The organism is Microbacterium natoriense, from assembly GCF_030816295.1.
GTDB classification, from domain to species: domain Bacteria; phylum Actinomycetota; class Actinomycetes; order Actinomycetales; family Microbacteriaceae; genus Microbacterium; species Microbacterium natoriense_A.
The window spans coordinates 3,971,221-3,995,505 of the sequence record NZ_JAUSXV010000001.1; the positions used below are offsets into that span (position 1 = coordinate 3,971,221).

Here is a 24,285-nt window from a genome sequence, read left to right on the forward strand (position 1 = left end):
CTACGCGCCGAGATACCCCCGCAGGCTCGCGGCCTCTGATGCGAGCATCGCCGGGTCGTCGCCGGGCACGAACTCCAGCAGCGCATCGCGGGGCGGGTTCTCAGCCGCGGAGGCCTCGACGAAGAACCGCGTCCACAGGGCGTCCCTGGCGCGCAACGGCAGACGCTCCTTGCTCGGCCACCAGGAGAAGACATGGGCGGCGCTGGTGTGCGCGCCGAGGGCGCGATAGTCGTCGAGCACGGCGTCGACGGATGCCGCGACGGTCGGCTGCCAATAAGTGCGCAGATGTGGGCTCGCGACCTCGTCGAGCAGGCGGAGCGTGGCCAGAGCCGTCGCCGCGAGAGTGCCGGAGTGGAACTCCAGGGCGAGCTCGATGCCCCGCTCCCCCGCTTCGGCCGCCGCGGACCGCAGACGATCCACGGTCTGCGCCCAGTCGGCATCCGTCGCCTCGGCCGCGTCCACGGAACCTGCCCAGATGCGCACCCGATCTGCGCCGAGCGCTTCCGCGCTGTCGAGGATCGGCGTGAGCTCCTCGTCGGTCCCGGCACGGAAGTACGAGCCGTAGGAGGCGACGGCGAGACCGGCATCCGTCGTCGCCTGGGCGACCTGCTCGGCACGCGTGACGTCACCCGGCGGCACGTGCACGTCGCCGCCCCACTCGATGGCCTCGAGCCCGGCGGATGCGGCGAGCGCGACGATCTCCTCTGGCGCGAGCGCGCGGAACGTCACCGAGCAGAGGCCTGGACGGATCGCGATCATGTGTTCATCCTGTCTGTTTTCCGGTCGGGTCGGAAGCCGGGCGGATCGGGTCCACGTTCGTCTCGCTTCGCTCGCTCAACGACCAGATCCCTCCGGTCGTTGAGCGAGGAGCGAAGCGACGAGACGAAACGCGATCCGGGAGCCGTTCTCAGCGCAGGTGCGGGGAGACCGCGGAGCCGAAGGTCTCGGCGGTGCGCCGGACGACGTGCTCCGGAGCATCCGCCCAGATGTCGGCGTTGAAGATCTCGACCTCGATGTCGCGGTCATATCCCGTCGCGATCACGGCCTTCGTGAGCGAGCCGAAGTCGATGACGCCGTCGCCCGTGTAGTGCCGCGACAAAAGCACGTCGGCGGCGAGCGGGGTCTTCCAGTCGCACACCTGATAGGTCGCGATGCGCCCTTCTCGCCCTGCGCGGGCGATCTGATCGAGCACCTGTGGGTCCCACCAGATGTGAAAGGTGTCGACCGCGGCGCCCACCACCGCGGAATCGAAGTCGGCCGCGATGTCGAGCGCCTGGCCGAGCGTCGAGACGACGGCGCGATCGGAGGCGTACATGGGGTGCAGCGGCTCGATCGCCAGGGTCACTCCGGCTTCTTCCGCGAACGGCGCCAGGGCGCCGATCGCGTCGCGGACCCGCTCACGCGCGCCGATGAGGTCGCGCGATCCCGCCGGCAGGCCTCCCGCGACGAGAACGAGAACGGCCGTCGAGCCGTCGGCTCCGGCGGCCGCGAGCGTCGCAGTCTCCTCGATGGCGCGACGGTTGTCGTCGAGAGCCGCGACCCGCTCCGGCCCCTCAGGCAGCGTGAAGAACCCGCCACGGCAGTGCGTCGTGAAGCGAAGCCCCGAGTCGGCCAGCATCTGCGCCGCCACGTCGAGGCCCACCTCGTTCACCGGTTCGCGCCAGAGTCCGATGGCCTGGATACCGGCATCCGCGGTGACCCGCAGGGCCGTCTCCAGGTCCGCGTGCTTGATCGTGGCCTGATTGATCGACAGGCGGGGGTCGACGCTCATGCGTCCACCCCGTTCAGGCGCAGCATCCCGTGCCAGCGCTCACGCGCGAGCTCTGGTTGCTCCAGGGCGAGCGACGCGTTCGCGAGCTCGACGATGCGGCTCAGATGCGGAAGGCTCCGCGCCGAGTGCAGGCCGCCGACCATCTGGAAGGCGGGCTGGTGTCCGTTGAGCCAGGCGAGGAACGCGACGCCCGTCTTGTAATAGAACGTGGGAGCGGCGAACACCTGGCGACTGAGCTCCTCGGTCGGTCCGAGGATCTCGAGGTAGCGGGCGGGGTCGCCGGCATCCAGCGCCTGGATCGCCGCCGAGGCGACCGGCGTGATCGCGGCGAAGGCGCCGAGCAGTGCGTCGGAGTGCCCGCGCGCCGGCCCGCCGAGTTCACGTGTTGTCGCCGACTGCACGGCCTGTTCGTGCGAAGTTCCCGTGCTCTCGGCGAGATCACGTGCTGTCGATGCAGAGGAAGGAATCTGATCGCCGCCGATGAGCGAGACGTAGTTGAAGTCGTCGCCCGTGAACATCCGCACACCCTGACCCGAATCGGCAGAGGGCAGCTGCGAGCGCACCGAGATCTCGGACTCGGCGTTCAGCAGGCTCATCTTCACACCTGCGACCTTGTCGGGATTCTCGCCGATGATGTCGAGCAGGACTGCGGATGCCGTCTGCCAGTCGTCCGCGCCGAAATAGCCGGCCAGCTCCGGATCGAATGCCGTGCCCAGCCAGTGCAGCACGACCGGCACTGTCGCCGAATCGAGCACCGTGCGATACACGCGCCGGTAGTCGTCGGCCGACGACGCGACCCGTGCCAGGTGACGGGACGCCATGAGCACGGGCCCCGCGCCCTGCTCCTCCGCGAAGTGCAGCTGCTCCTTGTAGGCGTCGATCACCGCGTCGAGAGAGATGTGCGACTCGAGAACGTGGTCGGTGTTGACGCCGACGACGACCGATCCGCCCTCCTCACGGGCGACCTCGGCGCTGCGAGCGATGAGCTCGCGCGTCGCTGCGGCGTCGAGTCCCATGTTGCGCTGCGCGGTGTCCATGGCGTCGGCCACACCCAGGCCCCACGAGTACACGTTGCGACGGAACGCGAGCGTCGAGTCCCAGTCGATGTCGGCGGGCTGGCCAGGGGTGTTGTCGGCGTGCACCTTCGGCACCACGTGAGCTGCAGCGTAGGCGACGCGGCTCTGCAGAGCGGATGCCGGGCGCGAGTAGCCTCCGGAGTCGTTCAGCGGAGCATCCGCCACCGCCCCGTCGGCGGCGAGAAGTCGGAGCGCGCCCATCAGAGCGACAGCTGCTCGATCGCGACCTTGCGGCCTTCGGCGCTCGACGTCAGCCCCGCCTCGGCGAACTGCACGCCCTTCGCTCCGGCGAGCAGGTCGAACGGGTATTCGGTGCCCGAGACATACGAGACGAGGTACTCCTGCCACTGCTGACGGAAGCCGTTGAGGAAGACGTCGTTCGTGGGCACCTTCTGCCAGTCGGCGTCGTAGTCGTGGCCGTCTTCGAGGTCGGGATTCCACACTGGCTTCGGCGTGGCGTTGCGGGGCTGGATCTTGGCGCCGAACAGTCCGACGACGGCCGATCCGTGGGTGCCGTCGACCTGGAACTCGACGAGCTCGTCACGGTTCACGCGCACGGTCCAGGACGAGTTGATCTCGGCGATGATGCCGCCCTCGAGCTCGAAGATGCCGTAGGCCGCGTCTTCGGCGGTCGCGGTGTAGTGCTCGCCCTTCTCGTCCCATCGATCAGCGATGTGCACCGCAGCCTGCGCGTAGACGCTCTTGACCTCGCCGAACAGGTTCTCGAGCACGTAGTTCCAGTGCGGGAACATGTCGGAGATGATGCCGCCGCCGTCTTCCGTGCGGTAGTTCCAGCTCGGGCGCTGCGCGGGCTGCCAGTCGCCCTCGAACACCCAGTAGCCGAACTCCCCGCGGACGGACAGGATGCGGCCGAAGAAGCCCGAGTCGATCAGGCGCTTGAGCTTCTGCAGACCCGGCAGGTAGAGCTTGTCGTGCACGACGCCGGTCTTGACACCTGCCGTCTTGGCGAGGCGTGCGAGTTCGAGGGCTTCCTCGAGGGATTCGGCGGTGGGCTTCTCGGTGTAGATGGCTTTGCCCGCTGCGATGGCCTTGCGGATGGCGGATGCGCGCGCCTTCGTGACGAGGAAGTCGGCGTAGATCTCCCACTTCGGGTCGGCGAGGGCCGCGTCGAGGTCGGTCGTGTAGTCGTCGATGCCATGGAGGGCCGCGAGTTCGGCGAGCTTCGCCTCGTTGCGCCCGACCAGGATCGGCTTGACCGTGACACGAGTGCCGTCGGGAAGCTCGATGCCGCCCTCCTCGCGGATCGCGAGGATCGAGCGCACGAGGTGCTGGCGGTAGCCCATGCGTCCGGAGACGCCGTTCATGATGATCCCGATCTCGCGGGTCGTCGCCTGTGACATTGCTGGTCCGTTCTCTGGGAAGCTGTCGCGCGACCCGATCGGGTAAGCGCTTTCCGACAGCATGGCACGGAAGTCGTCGAGCATGCAAGCGCGCGTGGAGGTTCGGCGTGAACTCCCACTTCCCACGTGACTTCCGGCTTCCGCCGTGAACTCACGCATGGCACGGTGGGTCTCGCGACGGATGCCGGACCTCACGCTCGCGCGCGTGCCCGCAGTTCCCAGGAACGCGCGCCGGACCGCGGCGCGAACAGGATGCGCGACACCTCCGCGCCCCAGGAGCGTTCGAGGTGCGGGTCCCCGGCGGCACGCGTCTTGACCTCGACGTCGGCAGCGTCATGCGCGAGCAGCAGCGAACGCGATCCGTGGCGCCCTGGCACCAGAACACCCTCGCCGATCCGCTCGGGGACCCCGGCGCACACGACCGAGATACGGGTGCCCTCGGCGCCGACCGCGGCTCCCTCGTCGCGCACGACCAGCTCGCCGTCGCGGAGGCGGATCTCCCGCGTCCACTGGCGATCGGCGCCGACCGGCCACGCATAGGCCGCGCTCAGGTCGATCGACCAGCCGTCGTCGAGCGACCTCATCGGCGCCTCCCACTGTCGGCCAGGCTGCTGCTCGAGCCCGTGCGGGTGCGGGAGACTGTGCCAGGCGCTGCCCAGGTACCACAGGGAGTACCGCTGATCCGAGAACGTCGTGGCCGTGTACACGCCTCGGCCGAGGTCGGCGAGCAGCGGGACGCCGTCCACCGCGACCGCGACGGATCCGAGATCGTTGTGATTGTGGCTCTCGGCGTTGTGCCCCGCCTTGGCGATGACGGCGAGCCCGCCGCTGTCGCCCGCATGCTCGCGCCGGATGCCGACGGCGATCGAGGCGAACTCGACCTGCGCGGGAAACGGCGCCCGGCGCGGTGCCGTCGCCCTCCATCGCGCATCGAACGACTCGGCGACCATGCGCCCGATCCCGCCGATCGTGTCAGCCTCCAACCCGAGGATCGTTCCTTCGCGTCGTCGGCCGGCGGCGAAGGCGGCCGTGTCGTCGAGGCCGCACAGGCGGGCGGCGCGGAACAGCGAATGCCAGGGCGCATCGGCGCCGATGCGCGCTTCGGCGTCGGAGTAGCTCGCGACCCAGTCGTCTCCCAGCAGCATCCGCTCGGGAAAGCGAGCGAGTTCGCGCAGGCCGCCGAGTGCTCCCTCGGCGATCGCCGCTCCGATCGCCCCGACAGAGACGGCGTCGAGAAGCGCCAGGGCGTCGAAGGCCCGCCCGGCTCCCTGCCACCAGTACGCGAACCCCTCGTCGATGCCGCCGTCTGCGGGAAGCTGCGCGAGATATCGATCGACGCCGTCGACGCATCTGTCGAGCACCTGCCGACGGCGTTCTCCGTCGGTGAAAACGAGGGCGGCGGGGATGACATTGCCGACGATCCACGCCAGCCAGTTATTGATCTCGCGGTTCTCCCACCACCAGTCGTGGCGATCCATCAGGGGCGACAGGATGCGGCGTTCGACCTCCGATCGCAGTCGTGGAATCAGGCCCGGCACGTCGGTCTCGAGCGCGTCACCGAGGACGAGGGCCGCCCATCCGGCGAGCGCCGCGGCCTCCCCCGCCCCCAGATCGAGATACGGGCGGGCGATGTCGGTGGCCATCAGCCCGCGGGAGAACGAGTCGTCGTGTGCGGACCAGCACCAGGTGGACTGCTCGCACAGGGTCCACAGGCCGTCGGCGGCCTCGAACACGCGGGCCGACGTGGGATCGATCCCCGCTGCGAGAACGGCGATGCGGATGCGGCGCTTGTGCGCGAAGTCGACGTCCTCGTATGCGCGGCGGTCGCCTGTCCGTCCGAAGGCCGACCACTGCGACAGTCGAGGAAGGATCCACGGCGTGCCGCTCTCCGCATCGGCGGCCGCGAGGATCAGGTCGCGGGCCTCGGGGGCGATCGACTTCCAGCCCTCGCGGTCGGAGACTGACGGAACCAGAACCGGCAGGTCGTCTGCGTGCGCCGCCTGCCAGATCCCTCGCAGGGCTCCGCGCTCGATCAGACCGCCGCACGTCCGGACGCCGGTCTCCGCCCCGCCGTTCATGCCAGTCCGGCCCCGCTGCGAGGCGCCGCGTCGAGGCGCCGCGTCCGGCCGAGACGGGCCGCGGGTTCGGGTCGATGAACGCCACGCGGCCGGTACCCGAGGGCGTCCGAGATGCCGAGCAGGTCGCTGAGATACCACACGATCGCGAGCCACATCTCGGTGCCCTGAAGCCCGGGTTCGGTCGCGACCAACCCCTGACTCACCGGAGACGGCTCGCGGAATGAGAAGCCGGCATCGGGGACCCACGTTCGCAGAGCGTCCCATAGAAGACGCGTCGCGAGCTCCTGCACCTCCGCCGCGCGGTGCCCCGTGCCGCGGGTGAGCCAGAGCGGATGCACGATGTCGAGCACGTTGCACGCGTCACGTGCGCCCGGTGAGAACCAGCGGGGTTCGCGCGCGTGGCGGAGGACCGTGTCGACCACGCGCTCCGGATGCGGCACGGAAACTCCGAACTGGGCGAACGTGCCTCGCGAGGCCCGGTAGAAGCCGTTGACGACCGGGAGCAGACCGCGGTCGGGCGTCGCCGATCCCCACATTCCCGTGTGCGGATCCGCGTTCAACAGGAGCCAGCCGAACAGCGCCTCCTCGACACCCGCCAGCACTGCCGCTCCTGCGCTCTTCTCCCACAGCAGCGCAGTCCCGAAGGCGTCGACGTGGTGACCGGCCGTCCAGGCGTCACTGTCCCACGGCAGGCTCTCGCAGAGATCGACGACCCGTTGCGGCGTCGCGTCGGTGACCCAGGTGAGCATCGCGGGGAACTCGGAGCCCAGCAGCTCGAGCGCGTATCCCACGCTCAGCACGTGATAGGCGACGTCGTCATGCGAGAAGTCCAGGCCCTCGAGCTGCCGGCCGTCAGGCCCGAGCGGCGCGACCGTGCCGGTCTCGGCGTTCTGCCACCCCTGCAGGAGGGCGATGTGCTCGGATCGCTGGCGCTGCGGCGGCACCGCACCGAGCAGCAGATCCGCGATCTCGATCGCGTCGGCCTGGGCGCGCACCGTGGGGGCAGCACCCGGACGGTCGGCGAACAGCATCCGCTCTTCGTTCCATGTTCGGTCGAGGATCGCGGCGGCCTCGCCGCGTGCGCGGGCGCCGAACTGCGCGACGCGCTCCGCCAGACCAGCAGCAGCAACCGACGCGGGGCCGCTCGCCGGCTCGACACGCCAGCGGATGAACTTCGCAGGATTTCCGCCGACGATCGCGCCGGCCGCGACGTCCTTGGTGACGACCGCGCCGGCCGCCAGCACGGAATGCGAGCCGACGGTGACGCCGTCGAGGATCACGACGTGCGAACCGATCCAGACATCGTCGCCGATCGTGATGCCCTGCGCCGTCAGAGGCTGGCGGAACACCGGCGTGCCCGGCTCCATCGAGTGATTGAAGCCGAGGATCGAGGTGTGGGCGCCGATGCGCACGGCGTCGCCCAGGGTCACTCGGCCACGGATGACGGTGTACGCATTGATGCTGCAATCGGCGCCGGTGACGAGCTCGCCGGTCAGGTACGCCCCGGCCGCGATGTACGTGCGGTCACCGAGCCGGAGGACGTCGTGATCGACGGACGCCAGATCGGAGACGAAGCACTGCGCGCCGAGCTCGCGATCGGCGCGCCCGTCGACGAGAGCCCGCAGACGTCGACGCTGCGCCTCCTGTCGTTCGGAGTCGGCGTCGCGCCAGAAGCTCCAGGGCGAGAACTCCTGCGGATCGACCGGGGCGGTGTTCACGCGCTGAGCTCCATGTCGGGCTGCGTGATCACCTGCGACAGAGCTCCTCCACGCAGCAGCGTCTCGACGTCGTCGAGCGCCGAGTCCGCGAGCCGGCGCGCCTCGGTGCCCATGGACCCTGCGATGTGCGGGGTGAGCGCGACGTTCGGCAGCGCCCGCAGCGGTGAGTCCGCCGGCAGCGGGTCGGGTTCGGTCACGTCGAGCACGGCGTCCAGTCGCCCTGAGGCGCATTCGTCGAACAGGGCGTCGTGGTCGAGGATCCAACCGCGTGCCGTGTTGATCACGGTGGCGCCGTCGCGCAGGGTCGCGAGCTGCGGTCTGCCGATCATGTGGTGGGTCTCGGGGAGCGCCGGGGCGTGCAGCGACAGCACGTCGACGCGCCCGAGCAGCGTCTCGAGCGAGACGAGCTCGGCACCTGCGGCGGCGACGACCTCCGGCGGGACGAAGGGGTCGGACACGAGGATGTGCACGTCGTCGAGCTGGCGCAGCATCCTCACCACCCGTCGCCCGATCCGCGAGAAGCCGACGATGCCGACCGTGCGGCCGACGCTGCCATACTTCGGCGAGCCCACCAGGTCGCCCCAACCCAGCACCTCTGCGGGCGTGCGCATGTGCACGAAGGCGCGCTTGAACGCGAGGATGATCGACGCGAACGTGTACTCGGCGACGGGCACCGCGTTGGCATCGGCCGCCGAGGTCACGGTGATGCCGCGCTCCCAGAGCTCATCGGAGACGAGACCCTGCACGCTCCCCGCGGCATGCACCACGGCGCGCAGCCGCGGCATGCGGTCGAGCAGGTCGGCGTCGAGTCGCGGCGCGCCCCACGAGGTCAGCAGGATCTCGGTGTCTGCGAGGTCGCCGTCGTCGATCGGCAGCGGCGCAGACGAGGTGAGGGCGCGCAGGCGCTCGAGGCGGGGGGCGTCGAACAGCAGATCGAAGACCTCGGGACTCATCGCCGTGCGCACCCTCACGCGCGCACCTCTTCGAGATCGAGGACCGGGCGCAGCGTGTAGCGGCCGTTCGCCCAAGCCACGTACAGCGCAGGGGCGCAGGTGAGCCCGATCGCGATCGCGGGCATGGTGGTGAACAGCGCGAACTGCACGCTCAGCACCGCGAACGAGAGCGCGGTCAGATACCAGCGCCGCACGCTCAGGTAGAGCGCCGCCTTGACGATGTCGCGCAGGCGCGCCTGCGGCGCCTCGGCGAGCGCGACCAGGGCGACGAGTGCCGTGGCCACGGCGATCACCGTGAGAAGCGCGAGCACGGGGACCACGACGACGGATGCCGGCAGCGCCGCCACCGCGCGAACGTCGACGAGCAGGACGACGACGGATGCCGCGGCCGCGGCGCCGATCAGCATCCCCTTGCGCCAGGTCGCCCTCCAGCCGCGCAGGAACGACCGCACCACCTGCGGCTCACCACGTCCGAACTCGCGGAACGCGGCGAACGCGCCTGTCAGCGCCGGGGCTGACAGCGGCGCGGCGAGAGCCAGCAACGGCCACGACAGTCCCGGGTCGGTCGTGATCAGCAGCACCACGAACGGGGACGCCGCGACGAGCACGAGGAAGTTCGTCATCAGGCCGAGGTAGACGACGCCCAGGATCGTGGCCCAGGTGTCGTGCGAGATGCGTGTCATCGGTCAGCCCTTCATCCCGCTGGTGGCGATGCCCTCGACGAAGTACTTCTGGCCGAGCAGGAAGATGATCGCGATCGGCAGGACCGAGATCGTCAGACCTGCGAACAGCAGCGCGTAGTTGGTGTCGAACAGATTCGAGACGAAGCTCTTGAGGCCGAGTTGGATCGTCCACAGATCGGGGTTGCGCAGATAGATCAGCGGCCCGAGATAGTCGTTCCAGGTGTTCACGAAGGTCAGCAGGGTGAGGCTCGCGATCGCCGGGATCGACAGCGGCAGCATGATGCGACGCCAGATCCCGTACTCGCTGAGCCCGTCGAGGCGGGCGGCTTCGCTGAGCTCCTCGGGGATCGTCTCGTAGTACTGCTTCATGAGGAACACGCCGAAGGCGCCGAACGCCTGCAGCAGGATGATCGCCCACAGCGTGTTCGAGACCTTGAGGTTCGACAGCAGGATGAACTGCGGGATCATGTACGACTGCCACGGCACCGCGATCGTGCCGATGTAGGCGAGGAACAGGATGTCGCGGCCGGCGAAGCGCATGCGGGCGAAGCCGTAGGCGGCGAACGACCCGGTGAGCACCTGGAGGAAGGTGACGCTGACCGCGAGGAACAGCGTGTTGCGGATCCAGACGAGCATGTTCGACTTCGTCCAGATGTCGACGTAGTTCTGCCAGACGAACGTCTCGGGCACCCAGACGACGGGCACGGAGAAGACCTCGTTGGCGTTCTTCAGCGAGCTCATCACCATCCAGGCGAAGGGGGCGAGCAGGCCGATGGCCGCGATGATCAGGGCGATGTAGCCGACGATGCGTCCGGCGGTGCGACCCGCGCGCACGCGGCCGGCGGGGGCGGGCGCGCTGAGCTTTCGCAGCGTGCCCCCGGTGACGAGAACCTGTGTCTCGGTCATCATGCGCTCCGCTTCTTGTTCCAGAGGAACTGGCCGATGGTGACGAGGATGCAGAGGAAGAACAGTGCGACGGCCGCCGCGGATGCGTAGCCGAACTGCGATTCCTCGAAGCCCTTCTTGTAGATGAACTGCGACAGGACGAGCGTCGACTGCCCGGGGCCGCCGTCGGTCATCACGAGGATCAGGTCGAAGATCTTGAAGGAGTTGATCGTGAGCATCACGGTGACGAAGAACATCGTCGGCCGCAGGCACGGCAGCGTGACGTTGACGAAGCGCTGCCACACGCTCGCACCGTCCACCCTGGCTGCCTCGTGCAACTCACGCGGCACGGTCTGGAGCCCCGCGAGGAACAGGATCATGTAGTACCCCATGTCGCGCCAGGTGCTGACGATGACCACTGCGGGCATCGCCCACTCCGACGAGGTGAGCCACCCCGGGGGTGAGGAGATGCCGATCGTGCGGAGGATCTCGTTGATGGGTCCGTAGTCGGGGCTGAAGAGCAGATTCCACACGACGGCGATCGCGACGATCGAGGTGATGTAGGGGAAGAACGCGGCGGTGCGGAAGAAGGCGACACCGCGGAGCTTGTTGTTCAGCAGCAGCGCGAGTCCCAGCGAGACGACGATCGTCAGCGGGATGTGCATGACCGAGTAGTACAGCGTGTTGAGGAACGCGATGCGGAAGCTGCCGTCGCCGACCAGGCGCTGGAAGTTCGCCAACCCCACCCAGTCGGCCTTGCCGAAGACGTTCCAGTTCGTGAACGCCATGTAGAAGAGGATCAGCACCGGCAGCAGGGTGAGGAACCCGAATCCGATGAAGTTCGGCAGGATGAAGCTCCAGCCGATCAGTGCGTTGCGGCGACGCAGCGCCGAACGGCGCCGGGGCGGCGTGGCCGGCCGCACGTCCGTGCCGTGGGGCGGGGCCTCGGTGATGGTCATGTCTCTCGTCTCCTGTGTGCGGCGTGGGGTGCCTGCTCGGGGGCCGGCCGTCGGCCGGCCCCCGAGAGGATCAGCCGACTTCGTTCTTCACGCGGTCTTCAGCCGTCTTGATCGCGTCGTCGATCGACGCCGAGCCCGACATGACGGCGGTGTGCAGGTCTGCGAGGATGCCCTGGATCGTCGCCGTCTTGCTCGACGTCGGGTTCTCGGGGAGGACCTTGTGGGTGGACCACGCGAACTTCGAGAGCTCGTCGGACGGCGCACCCTCGACGGCGAAGTAGCTGTCGACCACGGCGTCGTTCGTCAGAGCCGGCGTGATGCCGATCTCGGCGAGCGCCTGCGCGCCCTCCTCCGACGCGGCGAACTCGAGGAACTGCTTGGCCGCATCGGCCTTCGCGCCGTCGATGTTCGCGTTGATGCCGAAGCCGGTCGGGTCGCCGAAGGTCACCGGGGTGTTGTCGGTGCCCGCGGTCTTGGCGTCGAGCTGCGGTGCAGGAGCGATGCCCCATTCGAAGTCGTTCGCGTCTCCCGACGCCTGCTGCGCGATCAGGGTCGCCGTGTACCACGTGCCCATCAGCATCATCGCGGCCTTCTGGGTGCCGAACTCACCCTGGTAGGTGAGCTGGTTGGCGGTGGAGGTGTTGAAGTCGACCTGGTCTCCTGCGTCCTGCAGCGCCAGCGTGTTGTCGTAGTAGTCCTTGAAGTTGCCGTAGTCGCCGTCGAGGACGCTGGTGCCGGTCTGCGCGTTCGCGAAGCCCTGCACGGTGGACTGCCAGCGGTGCAGGTACGCGCCCTTCACGGTGTCGGTGGTCAGGGCCGCAGCCGCGTCGGCGTAGTCGTCCCAGGTCCACGAGCCGTCCGGGTATTCGACGCCTGCTGCGTCGAACAGATCCTTGTCGTAGAAGAGCACCCAGGAGTCCTGCCGGTAGGGCACCGCATACGAGGCGCCGTCGACCTTGTAGGAGTCGGCGCCGCTGATGCCGTCGGGGAGCTTCACGTCGGAGACGTCGAGAAGCTGACCGCCCTCCTGGAAGGTGGTGACGTACTTGACCTCCTTCTGGGTGATGATGTCGGGGCCGGACCCGGCGGCGAGGTCGGCGGTGACGAGAGTGTTGTACTCGGCGGCGTCGTACTCCTTGAGTTCGATCGTGACGTTCGGGTGCTCCTTCGTGAAGGCGTCGGCGAGCGTCTGGAACTCCGGGGTGGTGTCGATGCTCCACCCGGAGAGCGTCAGAGTGATGGGCGCGTCGGGGTCGGCGCTCTCAGCGGCATCGGTGCCGCCCGAGCAGCCGGCGAGGGCCAGGGCCGCGACTGCGGCGATGCTGCCGGCGGCGAGGATCTTGCGGTTCATGAGGGTACTGCTCCTTTGCAATTGCGGGTAGGTGCGTCCGGCTCAGACGAGCCGGTGCATGGTGGTGGTGGAGTCGGGCCAGGTGATGACGGCGTCTGCGCCGTCGATGCGGACGGAAGGGTCGGATTCCGGGACGCGGTCCGACAGGTGCAGCGCCGAGGCGATCCACTCGCCGGTCGCGACCGGGTAGGTGAGGACGGGGACGGATGCCGCGGCGCCGAGCGGGCTCGCGTCGCGGCGGGACTCGGTCGACGCCGCACCTCCCGGCGTGAGTGCGACGATCGTGCTGCAGCGGTCGTCGGTGAACGCGGCGGCGCGTCGGTCAGACACCGAGACCTCGACGGCGTCGGCCGCGATCGCCCAGCCGCCGATGCGCAGCGCGGTGGCTGCGGCATCCTCCTCGATCGTGTCGATGCGCACGAGGCGGACCTCCCATGCACCCCGCACGATCGACCACGTCGTGACGGTGCCGGCGATCTCGACCTCACCCGTGATGCCGGAGCCGTGCCTGGTCTGTGTGGCGGCCGGGGCGATCCAGTGCGCGGTCGCGGTGGACCCGGCGATCGCGGCGTCTTCGTCGATGCGGATGCCGTTCACGCTCATGCCGGCGCGATGACTCGCGCGGCCGTCGGCGTGCAGAAGCGCGACCGACTGCTCGAGCGGCTCGGCCCAGGCGTCGCCGTTCAGCAGCGGGCTCGCGGCAGTCGAGTAGCCCAGGCGAGCGTACAGGGGCGAGTCGCCGACGAGGTTGCCGGGGTGCGCGTGATCGGCGCCGTGGTTGATCACCCGCACGATGCCGTCATCCGCGGTGGTCGAGATGATCCATGCCGGAGAGAGGGCGACGCGCAGAGTGTCGGCGGTCTCGGACGGGAGCAGCGCCTGCGGAGCAGACCACACCGGGTGGTCTTCGGGCAGGGCGAGGCCGAGAAGCCCCTTCGCCGCCCAGTAGGGAGAGCCGGTGCCCGAGTAGTTCTGTGCGAGGCGACGCCATTCCTCGTGCCAGCCGAGGTCGAGCAGCCCGTCGCGGTTCGGGACGCCGTGCGCCGCGAAATGGCGGACGATGCCGGATGCGGCTCTACGCAACTGACCTGCGGGAACCAACGGCACCTCGGCGATGATGCCGGCCCAGTAGGGGGCGGCCGCGGCGAAGCGGTAGACGAGGCTGCGACCCTGGATGAGCGGTGAGCCGTCGGCTCCGACTAGAGCGATCGCGTCCTGCAGGAAGGCGTCGAGACGCGCGACGTCGTCCGGGGTCCGGCCTTTCGCGAGTTCGGCCGCTCCCTGCATGCGCGCCCACAGCACGGGGTACAGGTGCAGCGCCCACCCGACGTAGTGGTCGTAGGAGCGTTCGTCTCCGTCGGAGATCCAACCGCCCTCCCGCACGAAGGAGTCGTGAAGCGCGAGGTCGTCGTCGATGTCGGTCTGCGACCATGGGCCGCCCACCGATCGCAGGAACGTCTGCACGACGACGCGGAACCACAGCCAGTTGTTGCGCGGGTAGGTGTCGTCTCCGACCACCGGGGCGAGATAGTCGATCACCCGCCGCTGGGTCAGCCCGTCGAGGCGGTCCCAGATCCACGGACGGGTCATGTCGAGGATGAGTGCCAGGGAGGCGGCTTCGACCTTCGCCTGTGCATGCTCGTCGAGGCGCACCCAGCGGTCGGCCCCGTCGGGGTCGACGCCTGCGACGATGCCCCGCGAGGAGAAGTCGATCAGGTCGTCGACGCCCTCGCCGCGCGCGCCCGTGATGCGGAAGCCTGCGAGCAGAAGCGTGCGCATGAACCCCTCGAGCCCGTCGACGTCGACGCCGTAGCCGCCCGATGCACCCGGGAGAGTGATGCGCGCACCGTTCTCCGATGCCCAGGGGCGAACAGCCGCGAGCAGTCCGTCGGCGTACGCGACGAGATCGTCACGGGTCCATTCCGCGTCGACGTGCAGGCTCTTCGCCGCTTCGCCGGGGGGCACGATCGCCACAGACTTCTCCTTTGAACACTGCTGTGATGGACGCGTCCGGCGCTTCTCCGTTCGCGATCGTTTGGAGATTATCATCCTGTTTCGATCAAGACAACTCTCGAATTAATCGTGTTCGATCATTTTCGATCAGCTATGCTGATTCCATGACCGATCAGCAACACGTGCCCCTGGCGCCGGCGCGCCATGCGCACATCCTCGCCGCTCTGGCACGCGACGGAATCGTCCGGGTCTCGCAACTCACCGAAGAACTCGGTGTCGCCCCGGTCACCCTTCGTCGAGATCTGCAGCAGCTCGAGGAGGAGGGCAGGCTCGAGCGGGTGCACGGCGGAGCAGTGCCGGCATCCACCCCCGCCCTGACCGGGGTCGCCGCCCCAGCGACCGGCGGAGCCATCGCCGTGCTGGTCCCCTCGCTCGCGTACTACTGGCCCGGCGTCTTCCGCGGCATGGAGGCCGAGGCGCAGCGCCGGGGCCTGCGCCTGGTGCTCCGCGGGGCCTCGTACGAGTTGCAGGACGAGCGACCGGTCCTGGAGCGCCTCGTGGCATCGGATGACATCCGGGGCCTGATCGTGGCCCCGAACCCCGACGCCGCCCACGCGCAGGACGTGGTGCAGTGGCTCGCCTCCTCCGACATCCCCAGCGTGTTCGTCGAGCGCGATGCGGTCGTGCTCCCCGGGCGAGAACCGGTCGAGAGCGTCACGACCGACCACGCGTTCGGCGCCGTGCTCGCTGCCAGACACCTTGCGGAACTGGGCCACCGACGGCTCGGCCTGATCGTCTCGCGCGACTCCCCCACCGGCCGCAAGGTCGTGAAGGGGTGGGCGGCTGCGTGCGAGGAACTCGAACTGGGCGCCGACGCCCACTTCGAGAGCCTGATCCCCGATCGCAACGTCCCCGGCTTCACCTCGGCCGTGAACGCCGCGATCGACACCGCGCTCGAGAAGGGCGCGACCGGGCTGCTCATCCACCCCGACCCCGCGGCGATGGCCTTCATCGACATCGCTCTCAACCGTGGCCTCGCGGTGCCGGAGGACCTGTCCGTCATCGCCTACGACGATGAGGTCGCCCAGCTGTTCACCCCGGCACTCACCGCAGTCAGCCCGCCACGCGGTGCGGTCGGCGCTGCGGCGGTCGATCTGCTCGCCCGGCGTCTCGCCGATCCCTCGCGCCCTGTGCACCGGGTCACCTTGAGCCCGACGCTGCATGCACGCGAATCCACGGCGCCCGCGCGCTGACGCCCGAGCACGCCATCTCGACCTGGGGCCAGACGGCACGGCGTCGGTCTCACGATGAAGACCGGAGCGCCCAGCCGGGGCGGGTCAGCGAGTGCTCGTGCGCTCGACCAGGGTCGTCGGCACCACCACAGGGCCTGAGGCCGCACCCGCCCCTTCGATCTCGTTCACGAGCGCGTCGACCGCGCGCTGCGCGAGGGCGGTGAAGTCCTGCCTGATCGTCGTCAACGGTGGTCGGTAGTTCGCGGCATCCGGCACGTCGTCGAAGCCGATGACCGCGACGTCCTCTGGTACCCGGCGGCCGCGCTCGGCGAGGGCACGCAACAGGCCGAGCGCCATCTGATCATTGGCACAGAAGACGGCGGATGCCGCGCTCAGCGCGTCGCCCGCCGCATGACCGGACTCGGCGCTCCAGTCGCCGCGAGCGGGCTCGGGCGCATCGACCCCCGCGGCGGCGAGCGTCTCGAGCCAGCCGCGCTCGCGCTCGGCGGCGGCGAACGAGTCGACGGGCCCGGCGAGGTGATGCACGACCGCGTGCCCCGCGGAGAGCAGATGGGCGGTGGCGGCGGCGGCTCCGCCTGCGTGATCGCTGTGCACGGCGACGAATCCCGCGTCCGTGGCGGCATCGACCACGACGAGTCTCAGCCCGCTCGGCCGCTCAGCCGTCGCAACCTGTGCGGAGGCCTCGTTCAGCACGATCGCGCCGTCGACCTCCTGTTCGGCGAGGCTCTGGAACGCCGAGGCCACGCCGTGCGACGCGGTGACGAGTGTGAGCGCGTAGCCCCGCTCGGCCGCGGCCTCCGCCGTGGCCTGCAGCATGCGCGAGTTGCCGACCGTGGCGAGGGTCGTGACCACGAGTCCGATGGTCTGCGAACGCCCGGTGCGCAGGGCGCGGGCGGCGCGGTGCGGGCGGTAGTCGAGCTCGGCCATGGCCCTCTCGACTCGCGCCCGAGTATCGGGATCGACGCGCGGGCTGTCGTTCACGACGCGCGAGACGGTCTGCCCAGACACCCCGGCCCGCGCGGCGACCATCGCCATCGAGACCCGACCGGTTGCCGCGCGGCGTCGTCGTGGCTCCACCGGGTCAGTACCGAGATCGTCGATGCTCATCGCGTGCCCCTCTCCGTGTTGACGTTATCACGGTGCTGTGCGACCATGTTTACGTGAACACGCACGAACCTTCCGACACGCGGACCGAGACGCTCTCTGCCGGCGTCACCAAGCGCGCCACGACTCTCGCCGACGGCCGCGACCTCATCTACTACGACGACCCGGACACCACGCTCGATGCCGAGCGCTCGGTCGACGCCCGCATCCTCGATCCGCGTCCCGAGTCGGCGACCATGCGACTCGACGTGCTCACCGGCGACTGGATCACGGTCGCCGCGAATCGCCAGAACCGGGTCATGATGCCGAGCGCCGACGCAGACCCGCTCGCTCCGCAGACGCCGACGAACCCCTCCGAGGTGCCGTCGCTCTACGACGTCGCCGTGTTCGAGAACAAGTCGCCGGCCTTCGGCCCCGCACTCGCGGAGGCGACCGGAGGTGCTCCGGCGGCGAGCAACCCGCCGCGCGGCCTCGACGACCTCGCCGCGCTCGGCCTCGGTCGAACCCGCACCTCGGTCGGCCGCTGCGAGGTGGTCTGCTTCAGTCCGGAGCACTCCGGCTCCTTCGGCACCCAGAGCGTCACCCGGGCTCGCACCGTGATCGAAGCGTGGGCCGACCGCACCGCAGCCCTCTCGCAGCTCCCCGGGATCGAGCAGGTGTTCCCGTTCGAGAACCGCGGCGAGGCGATCGGCGTGACCCTGCCGCACCCCCACGGCCAGATCTACGCGTACCCCTACGTGACCCCGCGCACCACCCGACTGCTCGACAGCATCGACCGCACGGCACCGGACCTGTTCCAGCACATCCTCGACTTCGAGCAGGGCTCGGAGCGCGTCGTCTTCCAGGGCGAGCACTGGACGGCGTTCGTGCCGTTCGCGGCGCGCTGGCCGCTCGAGGTGCACCTCATGCCGCACCGCCACGTACCCGATTTCGCGGAGACGACGGAGGCCGAGAGGGACGAGCTCGCTCCCCTCTACCTGCGCCTGCTGCGCGGCGTCGACGCACTGTACGAGACGCCGACCCCGTACATCGCAGCGTGGCATCAGGCCCCCGTCAACGTCGGTCGCGACAGCGTGCGCCTGCACCTGCAGCTGACCAGCCCGCGCCGCGCCGCCGACAAGCTGAAGTTCCTCGCCGGATCCGAGGCCGCCATGTGGGCCTGGGCCGCAGAAGTCACCCCCGAGCAAGGCGCAGCCCGCATCCGCGAAGCCGTCGAGAGAGCACACGCATGAGCGACATCCACGACACCGCCACGGAGCTGTTCACCGAGCTGACCGGCCGCACGCCTGACGGCCTCTGGTCGGCACCCGGGCGAGTGAACCTCATCGGCGAGCACACCGACTACAACGACGGCTTCGTGCTGCCGTTCGCGATCCCGCATCGCACGGTCGCCGCTGTGGGCGTCCGCGACGACGGCATCGGCCGCGTGCGCGTGGCCTCGACGTTCGCCGCCGAGCCGGTCGAGGTCGCCCTCGACGAGCTGGGCACGCTTTTCCCGACCCTTCGACAGGCTCAGGGACCCAGTTCGCAAGGAAAACCCGCGGTGCCCGAATGGGCCGCCTACCCGCTCGGCGTCGCCTGGGCGCTGGCCGAGGCTGCAGGCGCCGCGGGAGCCGGCATCGACATCGCGATCGCCTCCGACGTGCCCGTCGGCGCGGGGCTCTCCTCCTCCGCGGCGATCGAGGGGGCGACGGCATCCGCTCTGAACGACCTGTGGAACGCCGGACTCGACAAGACAGCCCTCGCCCGCATCGGGCGCAAAGCCGAGAACGAGGCCGTCGGCGCCCCGACCGGGATCATGGACCAGATGGCCTCGATGCTCGGCGAGCCGGATGCCGCGATCTTCCTCGACTGCCGCTCGCTCGAGGCGCAGCTCGTGCCGCTCGGCGTCGCCGAAGCGGGGCTCGCAATCCTCGTGATGGACACACGCGTCAAGCATGCGCACTCCACCGGCGGCTACGGCGAGCGCCGCGCGGCCTGCGAACGGGGCGCCGCGATCATGGGCGTGCCGTCACTGCGCGACGTGTCGGTGGGCGACCTGTCTCGTGCCGAGACGCTCATGGACGACGTGACCTTCCGCCGCGTGCGGCATGTCGTCACCGAGAACCAGCGCGTGCTCGACACCGTGCGGGTGCTGCGCGAGCAGGGCGCGCGCGCGATCGGCGACCTGCTCGTCGCCTCGCACGCCTCGATGCGCGACGACTTCGAGATCTCCGTCCCTGAGCTCGACACGGCCGTCGAGGCGGCGCTGTCGGCGGGCGCCCTCGGCGCTCGGATGACGGGCGGCGGATTCGGCGGAGCGGCGATCGCTCTCATCGAGGCGGATGCCGTGGCCACGGTGTCGGATGCCGTGAACGCCGCGTTCGCGGCATCCGGATTCGCCGCCCCCCACCTCTTCACGGTGACGCCCTCGGCAGGTGCTCAGCGCGACGCCTGAAAGAATAGCCACTCCACCTCCACCGTTCTGAAGGAGAAGCATGTCCTGGATCGTCACCGGCGGCGCCGGCTACATCGGATCGCACGTCGTCAGGGCGCTCGCGGATGCCGGGCTCTCCCCCGTCGTCATCGACGACCTCTCCAGCGGTGTGGCATCGTTCGTTCCCGAGGGCGTGCCGTTCGTCCGGGGTTCGATCCTCGATCGGGACCTGGTCGAGAAGACGCTCCGCGAGCACGGGGCGACCGGCGTGATCCATGTCGCCGGTTTCAAGTACGCGGGCGTCTCGGTGCAGCGTCCTCTGCACACCTACGCGCAGAACGTCGAGGGCACCCGCGTCGTTCTCGAAGCCATGCAGGCCGCTGGCGTCGCGAACATCGTGTTCTCCTCGTCGGCCGCCGTGTTCGGCACTCCCGATGCGCCGCTCGTGGTGGAGGGCACCGAGAAGAGGCCGGCAAGCCCGTACGGCGAGTCGAAGCTCATCGGCGAATGGCTGCTGCGCGACCAGGCCGTGGCGACCGCCGAGTCGGAGAAGCCGCTGCGCCACACCTCGCTGCGCTATTTCAACGTCGTGGGATCCGCTGATCCGACGGTGTACGACGTGAGCCCGCACAACCTGTTCCCCATCGTCTTCGAGAAGCTCATCGCCGGTGAGACCCCCCGCATCAACGGCGGCGACTACGACACCGAAGACGGCACCAACGTGCGCGACTACGTGCACGTGGGCGACATCGCGGCAGCCCACGTTGCCGCCGCGCAGCGCCTCGCCGCGGGAGAGCCGATCGAAGCGGCGTACAACCTCGGCTCGGGCGACGGCCTGAGCGTGCGACAGATCATGGACGCCATGGCTCGCGTCACCGGCATCGACTTCACCCCTGAGATCGGACCGCGCCGCGCCGGCGACCCCGACCGCATCGTCGCCACCGGCGAGCTCGCTGCGCGCGACCTCGACTGGAAGATGCGCTACACGGTCGACGAGATGGTGCGCACGGGCTGGGAGGCTCGGCGGGCCGCTTCTGCCTAGTCCGTTTGCCGGCTCCGGGATCCAGGTGCGCGAATGTGCCGCCCTTCGCTTTGAGCGCGACCACGACGCGCACCTCGTCGACACCTCGTCGCCCCACGACCTCCCCAGCGTCCGGCCGGAGCCGCTCGCTGGCAGTACTCAGAGGTCGCGGGTGCGGATCGGGTAGAGCCAGAAGCACAGCCAGGCGAGGGCGGTGAAACCGAGCGGGACGACGGCGAGCATGATGCGGATGCCGCCGTCGACGGTCTCGGCCTGGGCGTCTCCCCGTGACGCGTCGAAGCCGGATGCCGTCAGCACCGCGGCTGCGACGATGGCCTGCAGGACGACCGAGCCGCGCACGACGAAGCCGTTCACGCCGAAGAAGGCGCCTTCGCGCCGGTGACCTGTGCGCACGGCATCCTCGTCGATGATCTGCCCCAGCATCACCTCGAGAAGCTGCAGCAGACCGCCCACGCCCACGCCGACCGCGACGCCGACGAGGGCGGCCGCGAGCACCGATGCGGGCAGCAGGTAGCCGAGCACCGCGACGCCGAAGACGGCGACGCTCCAGAGCACGGCGGTGCGGGGCGAGGTGCGTCTGACGACCGCGCTCCACAACAGGATCGACGGGATCGCGGTGACGAAGATCGCGGCGAGCAGCACGCTGCCGTCGCCCTCTGCCGCGTGCAGCGAGTAGCGCACGTAGAACGGGATCGCCGCGAGGATCACCGCGATCGAGGTCTGCACGAACAGCGAACCGAGCACATACGGAACGAACGCGCGGTTCGCGAACGTGAAGCGCAGTTGGCTCTGCCACGACATCGCCTCGGACGCCGCCTCAGGAACCGCCCGCTCGATCATCCCTCCGGCGAACGACCACAGCAGCATCACCAGGCAGACCCCGCCCAGCGCGAGCGCCATGCCCGGCCACCCGATCCAGCCGTAGAGCGCCGGCGCACCCGCCGTCCCGAGGACCATGCCGAGGATCGCGAAGATCTGCCGCGGCACGTTGCCGCGTGCGCGTTCCTCTGTCGTGCGGAAGATCTCCGGGAACAGTGCCGAGATGTTCAGCACGACCACCACGAACGCGATGTCGTAGACCGCGACGACCACGAGGAACCACACGATCATGCCCCCGGGCGACAGGGCTGGCGGCATCCAGACCAGGGCGAACGCCACTACGAGCGGCACGATGCCGAGGCCGATCCACGGGATGCGGCGGCCCCAGGGAGTGCGGATGCGATCGGAGAGAGCGCCGACCGCCGGGTTGAGCGCGGCGTTCAGAACGCCGTGGACGATCATCGCTCCGGCCACCCAGGTGGGCGGCACGCCGAGATGGGTGACGTAGAAGTAGACGACGAAGGCCGAGAAGGTCTGCGCCATGAGCTGAGTCGGGAAACCGGAGGCCCCGAAGGCGATCGACTGGGCGCGGGTGGGCGCGGCGTCGAGACGGCGGTCGCGGATGCCGGCGAGGCCGCGGGGGCCGGCCGAACCGTTCATCGCGCAGCAGCCCGCTGCAGGTCGCGCAGGTCACGCCAGCCGATGCGCACGAGCCCTTCATCGGCGATGGCCTGGAGCACCGCGGGGTCGGCGAGGAGCCGCCGCTCGTAGCCGCGCTTGGCTGCGGCGAAGTCGACGGCAGCGCGCAGCTCGTCGTCGTCGACCATCGGGTGCAGGTAGATCTCGGTGACGCCGGCGGGCACGGCCCGCAGGAGGGCGATGAAGCCGTCGCGCACCTGCTCGTAGGTCTCCTCGTCCGGCGTCCCCTCGCCGATCAGCTCGAAGGGGTGCGACCACAGCCTGTCGATGATCTCGACGCCGGCCGCCTCGGCGGCCGCGGTGGCCCTGTCGAGCAGGTGCTGAAGCTCGGGATCCACCCCCACTCCGTCCATGCTGCGCGGCAGCCGGAACGGCAGACCGTGCTGCCCGGCGAGCGCGAACACCGGGGTGAGGAAGTCGCGTCCGGTGGCGAGTCCGTACACCGAGCCCATGTGGTTGTCGAGGTGCGTGACGTCGACCCCGGCGTCGAGAGCCGCCTGCAGCTGTGCCGTGATCTCGGCCTCGACGTCTGCCTCGGAGGCGAGCTCCTCGACGGACACGACATCGGTCGGGAAGAAGCCGTCGGCATCGACCAGGGTCGTCGCCGTCCCCGTGAGCGGACGCCAGCGGTAGCGGCGCCACTCACTGGTCAGCACCAGGTGCACGCCGATGTCGAGGTCGGTGCGCGAGGCGGCGAACGCGAGCGCCTCCGGCGACCACGCGCACGGCACCATGATGGTCGCCGAATCCGCGCCGCCCCCGTCCAGCAGCTCGGCGATCGCCGAGTTGGCCGCATGGCACATGCCGAAGTCATCCGCATTGATGATGATGGCGCGCGCCCCGGGGGCGAGGCCGAGACGGTCGGCGAGATCAGAGATCATCGACTGCTCCTGTCGGGAAGGATGCTGGTGAACACGGCCGCGCGAAGAGCCGATGTCGCTTCGCCGATCGCGCCGACCAGAGGGGCCTCCGGGCCGAACTCGGAGACCAGGAAGCGCATCGGCAGCTGGGCGGCGAAGGAGTCGGCCACCTGCCGCACGGCGTCGACGAGCACCGGATGCGCCGCCGTGCCGGCGAGGATGAACGCCTCGGGATCCACGATCAGCGCCACGCTCCCCGCGGCGAGCGTGATTCGGCGCCCCATCTCGGCCGCCATCGCGACCGCCGCCTCATCGCCGGCGGCTGCGGCGTCGAGGTGCTGGTCGACCGTGTCGGCTGGATCGCGGCCGTGCACGAGTGCGAGATCGCCGACCACGGCGTCGCTCAGCACGGGGGCGCCGACCGGCAGCGGCGTCTGAGGCAGATACATCACCTCGCCGGCGACCCCGGCGAATCCGCGGTGCAGGGCGCCGTCGATGACGATACCTCCGCCCAGCCCGTCGTCGAACAGCAGCAGCACGAAACTCGCGAGCTGCGCGCCCGCACCGGAGGTCAGCTCGGCGAGAGCGGCGAGATTGACGTCGTTCTCCACGCGGACCGGGCAGCCGAGGAGCACCGACAGAGCCGAGCGGAACACGCCTCCATCGGGTCCCTGATCATCGCGGATCCCGCCGTCGGCGGTCACGATGCCCGGCACCCCGACGACGGCGAGGCGAAGAGGCCCTTTCGCGAGCGAGCGGCACGACTCCACGAGCCCGACGATGTGCTCGACACGATCGCCGTGCGGAGGGAAGGGCGCATGCTGCTCGGCGCGGACCGTGCCCGTCGCGTCGACGAGGGTGACGTGGGCTGCGTGATGATCGATGTGCACGGCGGCGGCGAGCCCGAGACGCGGATGCAGGGCCACACGCCCCGCGGCAGGGCCTCGCGTGTCGCGGTCGAGGCCGGCGGCGGCGACGGCCTCGGCGTTCTCGAGCATGCGGAGCACCTGCGTGACGGCGGTACGCGAGAGACCGGTCGCGGCCATGAGCTCGGCGCGGGTCAGCGGACCCCGGCGGGCCAGCGTCTCGAGGATCGCGCGACCGTTGAGGATCCTCAGCAGCGACTGCGGACCCGCGATCGGACGTGCCATGGTGATTCCCCCCGGAGTCGTCGTCCGACCAGCCTGACACATCGCGTCATACTTGTCGACGGCGAGCGCTGCTTCCACCGAAACAGAATCAGTTGACCCACTGTGACGACTGAATCGGTTGCCACGCCCCTTCAAAAGTGTCAGTATCGACAT

20 protein-coding genes are annotated in these 24,285 nt (G+C 69.6%); 4 read left to right on the forward strand and 16 right to left on the reverse strand.

The window, feature by feature from the left end; genetic code table 11:
- From QFZ53_RS18885 to QFZ53_RS18940, 12 genes are all read right to left on the reverse strand, one after another.
- Nucleotides 1-759 carry a sugar phosphate isomerase/epimerase family protein gene (locus QFZ53_RS18885; RefSeq protein WP_307298983.1) on the reverse strand — a complete coding sequence of 253 codons (759 nt, stop codon included), beginning with the start codon at nucleotides 757-759 and terminating at the stop codon, nucleotides 1-3.
- A gap of 148 nt (nucleotides 760-907) precedes the next feature.
- Nucleotides 908-1,771 (reverse strand): sugar phosphate isomerase/epimerase family protein, encoded by an 864-nt coding sequence (locus QFZ53_RS18890; protein ID WP_307298986.1) that lies wholly within the window; start codon nucleotides 1,769-1,771, stop codon nucleotides 908-910.
- On the reverse strand, nucleotides 1,768-3,048 hold the full coding sequence (locus tag QFZ53_RS18895) for a dihydrodipicolinate synthase family protein (RefSeq protein WP_307298988.1): 1,281 nt from the start codon (nucleotides 3,046-3,048) through the stop codon (nucleotides 1,768-1,770). Before QFZ53_RS18895 ends, QFZ53_RS18890 begins: the two co-directional genes overlap by 4 nt.
- Nucleotides 3,048-4,208 (reverse strand): Gfo/Idh/MocA family protein, encoded by a 1,161-nt coding sequence (locus QFZ53_RS18900; RefSeq protein ID WP_307298989.1) that lies wholly within the window; start codon nucleotides 4,206-4,208, stop codon nucleotides 3,048-3,050. The genes QFZ53_RS18895 and QFZ53_RS18900 overlap by 1 nt, the downstream gene beginning before the upstream one ends.
- A 191-nt stretch (nucleotides 4,209-4,399) precedes the next feature.
- Nucleotides 4,400-6,286, reverse strand: coding sequence for a heparinase II/III family protein (locus QFZ53_RS18905; protein ID WP_307298992.1), 1,887 nt, complete (start codon nucleotides 6,284-6,286; stop codon nucleotides 4,400-4,402).
- Complete coding sequence (locus tag QFZ53_RS18910) at nucleotides 6,283-8,004, reverse strand: acyltransferase (RefSeq protein ID WP_307298994.1); 1,722 nt, start codon at nucleotides 8,002-8,004, stop codon at nucleotides 6,283-6,285. The genes QFZ53_RS18905 and QFZ53_RS18910 overlap by 4 nt, the downstream gene beginning before the upstream one ends.
- The gene (locus tag QFZ53_RS18915; RefSeq protein WP_307298998.1) at nucleotides 8,001-8,975 is read right to left on the reverse strand and encodes a hydroxyacid dehydrogenase; all 975 of its coding nucleotides are present in this window, start codon (nucleotides 8,973-8,975) and stop codon (nucleotides 8,001-8,003) included. Before QFZ53_RS18915 ends, QFZ53_RS18910 begins: the two co-directional genes overlap by 4 nt.
- Entirely contained in the window at nucleotides 8,972-9,640 is a 669-nt protein-coding gene (locus QFZ53_RS18920; RefSeq protein ID WP_307299001.1) for a DUF624 domain-containing protein, read from the reverse strand. Before QFZ53_RS18920 ends, QFZ53_RS18915 begins: the two co-directional genes overlap by 4 nt.
- 3 nt (nucleotides 9,641-9,643) lie before the next feature.
- Nucleotides 9,644-10,549 (reverse strand): carbohydrate ABC transporter permease, encoded by a 906-nt coding sequence (locus tag QFZ53_RS18925; RefSeq protein WP_292910948.1) that lies wholly within the window; start codon nucleotides 10,547-10,549, stop codon nucleotides 9,644-9,646.
- Nucleotides 10,546-11,484, reverse strand: a complete 939-nt coding sequence (locus QFZ53_RS18930; protein ID WP_292910946.1) for a carbohydrate ABC transporter permease — start codon at nucleotides 11,482-11,484, stop codon at nucleotides 10,546-10,548. Before QFZ53_RS18930 ends, QFZ53_RS18925 begins: the two co-directional genes overlap by 4 nt.
- A 70-nt stretch (nucleotides 11,485-11,554) precedes the next feature.
- Complete coding sequence (locus QFZ53_RS18935; RefSeq protein WP_292910944.1) at nucleotides 11,555-12,835, reverse strand: extracellular solute-binding protein; 1,281 nt, start codon at nucleotides 12,833-12,835, stop codon at nucleotides 11,555-11,557.
- Between the two features lie 42 nt (nucleotides 12,836-12,877).
- A complete protein-coding gene (locus tag QFZ53_RS18940) occupies nucleotides 12,878-14,809 on the reverse strand; it encodes a DUF2264 domain-containing protein (protein WP_307299005.1) in 1,932 nt (643 codons plus the stop codon).
- 143 nt (nucleotides 14,810-14,952) lie between these two features.
- Between QFZ53_RS18940 and QFZ53_RS18945 the strand changes: the two genes are divergently transcribed.
- A complete protein-coding gene (locus QFZ53_RS18945) occupies nucleotides 14,953-16,041 on the forward strand; it encodes a substrate-binding domain-containing protein (RefSeq protein WP_307299007.1) in 1,089 nt (362 codons plus the stop codon).
- Nucleotides 16,042-16,125: 84 nt separating this feature from the next.
- Here QFZ53_RS18945 and QFZ53_RS18950 read toward each other — a convergent pair whose 3' ends face one another.
- Complete coding sequence (locus QFZ53_RS18950) at nucleotides 16,126-17,076, reverse strand: LacI family DNA-binding transcriptional regulator (RefSeq protein ID WP_307299449.1); 951 nt, start codon at nucleotides 17,074-17,076, stop codon at nucleotides 16,126-16,128.
- A gap of 125 nt (nucleotides 17,077-17,201) precedes the next feature.
- On the opposite strand from QFZ53_RS18950, the gene galT reads away from it, so the two are divergent.
- Genes galT through galE form a run of 3 tightly spaced genes read left to right on the forward strand, consistent with a single transcriptional unit; the run spans nucleotide 17,202 to nucleotide 20,603 of the window.
- On the forward strand, nucleotides 17,202-18,377 hold the full coding sequence (gene galT, locus QFZ53_RS18955; RefSeq protein WP_292910934.1) for a galactose-1-phosphate uridylyltransferase: 1,176 nt from the start codon (nucleotides 17,202-17,204) through the stop codon (nucleotides 18,375-18,377).
- Nucleotides 18,374-19,582: a galactokinase gene (galK, locus tag QFZ53_RS18960; RefSeq protein ID WP_307299009.1), complete on the forward strand. Its 1,209-nt coding sequence runs from the start codon at nucleotides 18,374-18,376 to the stop codon at nucleotides 19,580-19,582. Before galT ends, galK begins: the two co-directional genes overlap by 4 nt.
- Nucleotides 19,583-19,622: 40 nt before the next feature.
- Nucleotides 19,623-20,603, forward strand: a complete 981-nt coding sequence (gene galE / locus QFZ53_RS18965) for a UDP-glucose 4-epimerase GalE (protein ID WP_307299011.1) — start codon at nucleotides 19,623-19,625, stop codon at nucleotides 20,601-20,603.
- Nucleotides 20,604-20,741: 138 nt separating this feature from the next.
- On the opposite strand, the gene QFZ53_RS18970 is transcribed toward galE, so the two are convergent.
- Genes QFZ53_RS18970 through QFZ53_RS18980 form a run of 3 tightly spaced genes read right to left on the reverse strand, consistent with a single transcriptional unit; the run spans nucleotide 20,742 to nucleotide 24,132 of the window.
- Nucleotides 20,742-22,082 carry an MFS transporter gene (locus QFZ53_RS18970; RefSeq protein ID WP_307299013.1) on the reverse strand — a complete coding sequence of 447 codons (1,341 nt, stop codon included), beginning with the start codon at nucleotides 22,080-22,082 and terminating at the stop codon, nucleotides 20,742-20,744.
- A complete protein-coding gene (locus QFZ53_RS18975; protein ID WP_307299016.1) occupies nucleotides 22,079-23,002 on the reverse strand; it encodes a polysaccharide deacetylase family protein in 924 nt (307 codons plus the stop codon). Before QFZ53_RS18975 ends, QFZ53_RS18970 begins: the two co-directional genes overlap by 4 nt.
- The gene (locus QFZ53_RS18980; protein WP_307299017.1) at nucleotides 22,999-24,132 is read right to left on the reverse strand and encodes an ROK family transcriptional regulator; all 1,134 of its coding nucleotides are present in this window, start codon (nucleotides 24,130-24,132) and stop codon (nucleotides 22,999-23,001) included. The genes QFZ53_RS18975 and QFZ53_RS18980 overlap by 4 nt, the downstream gene beginning before the upstream one ends.
- Nucleotides 24,133-24,285 lie beyond the last annotated feature (153 nt).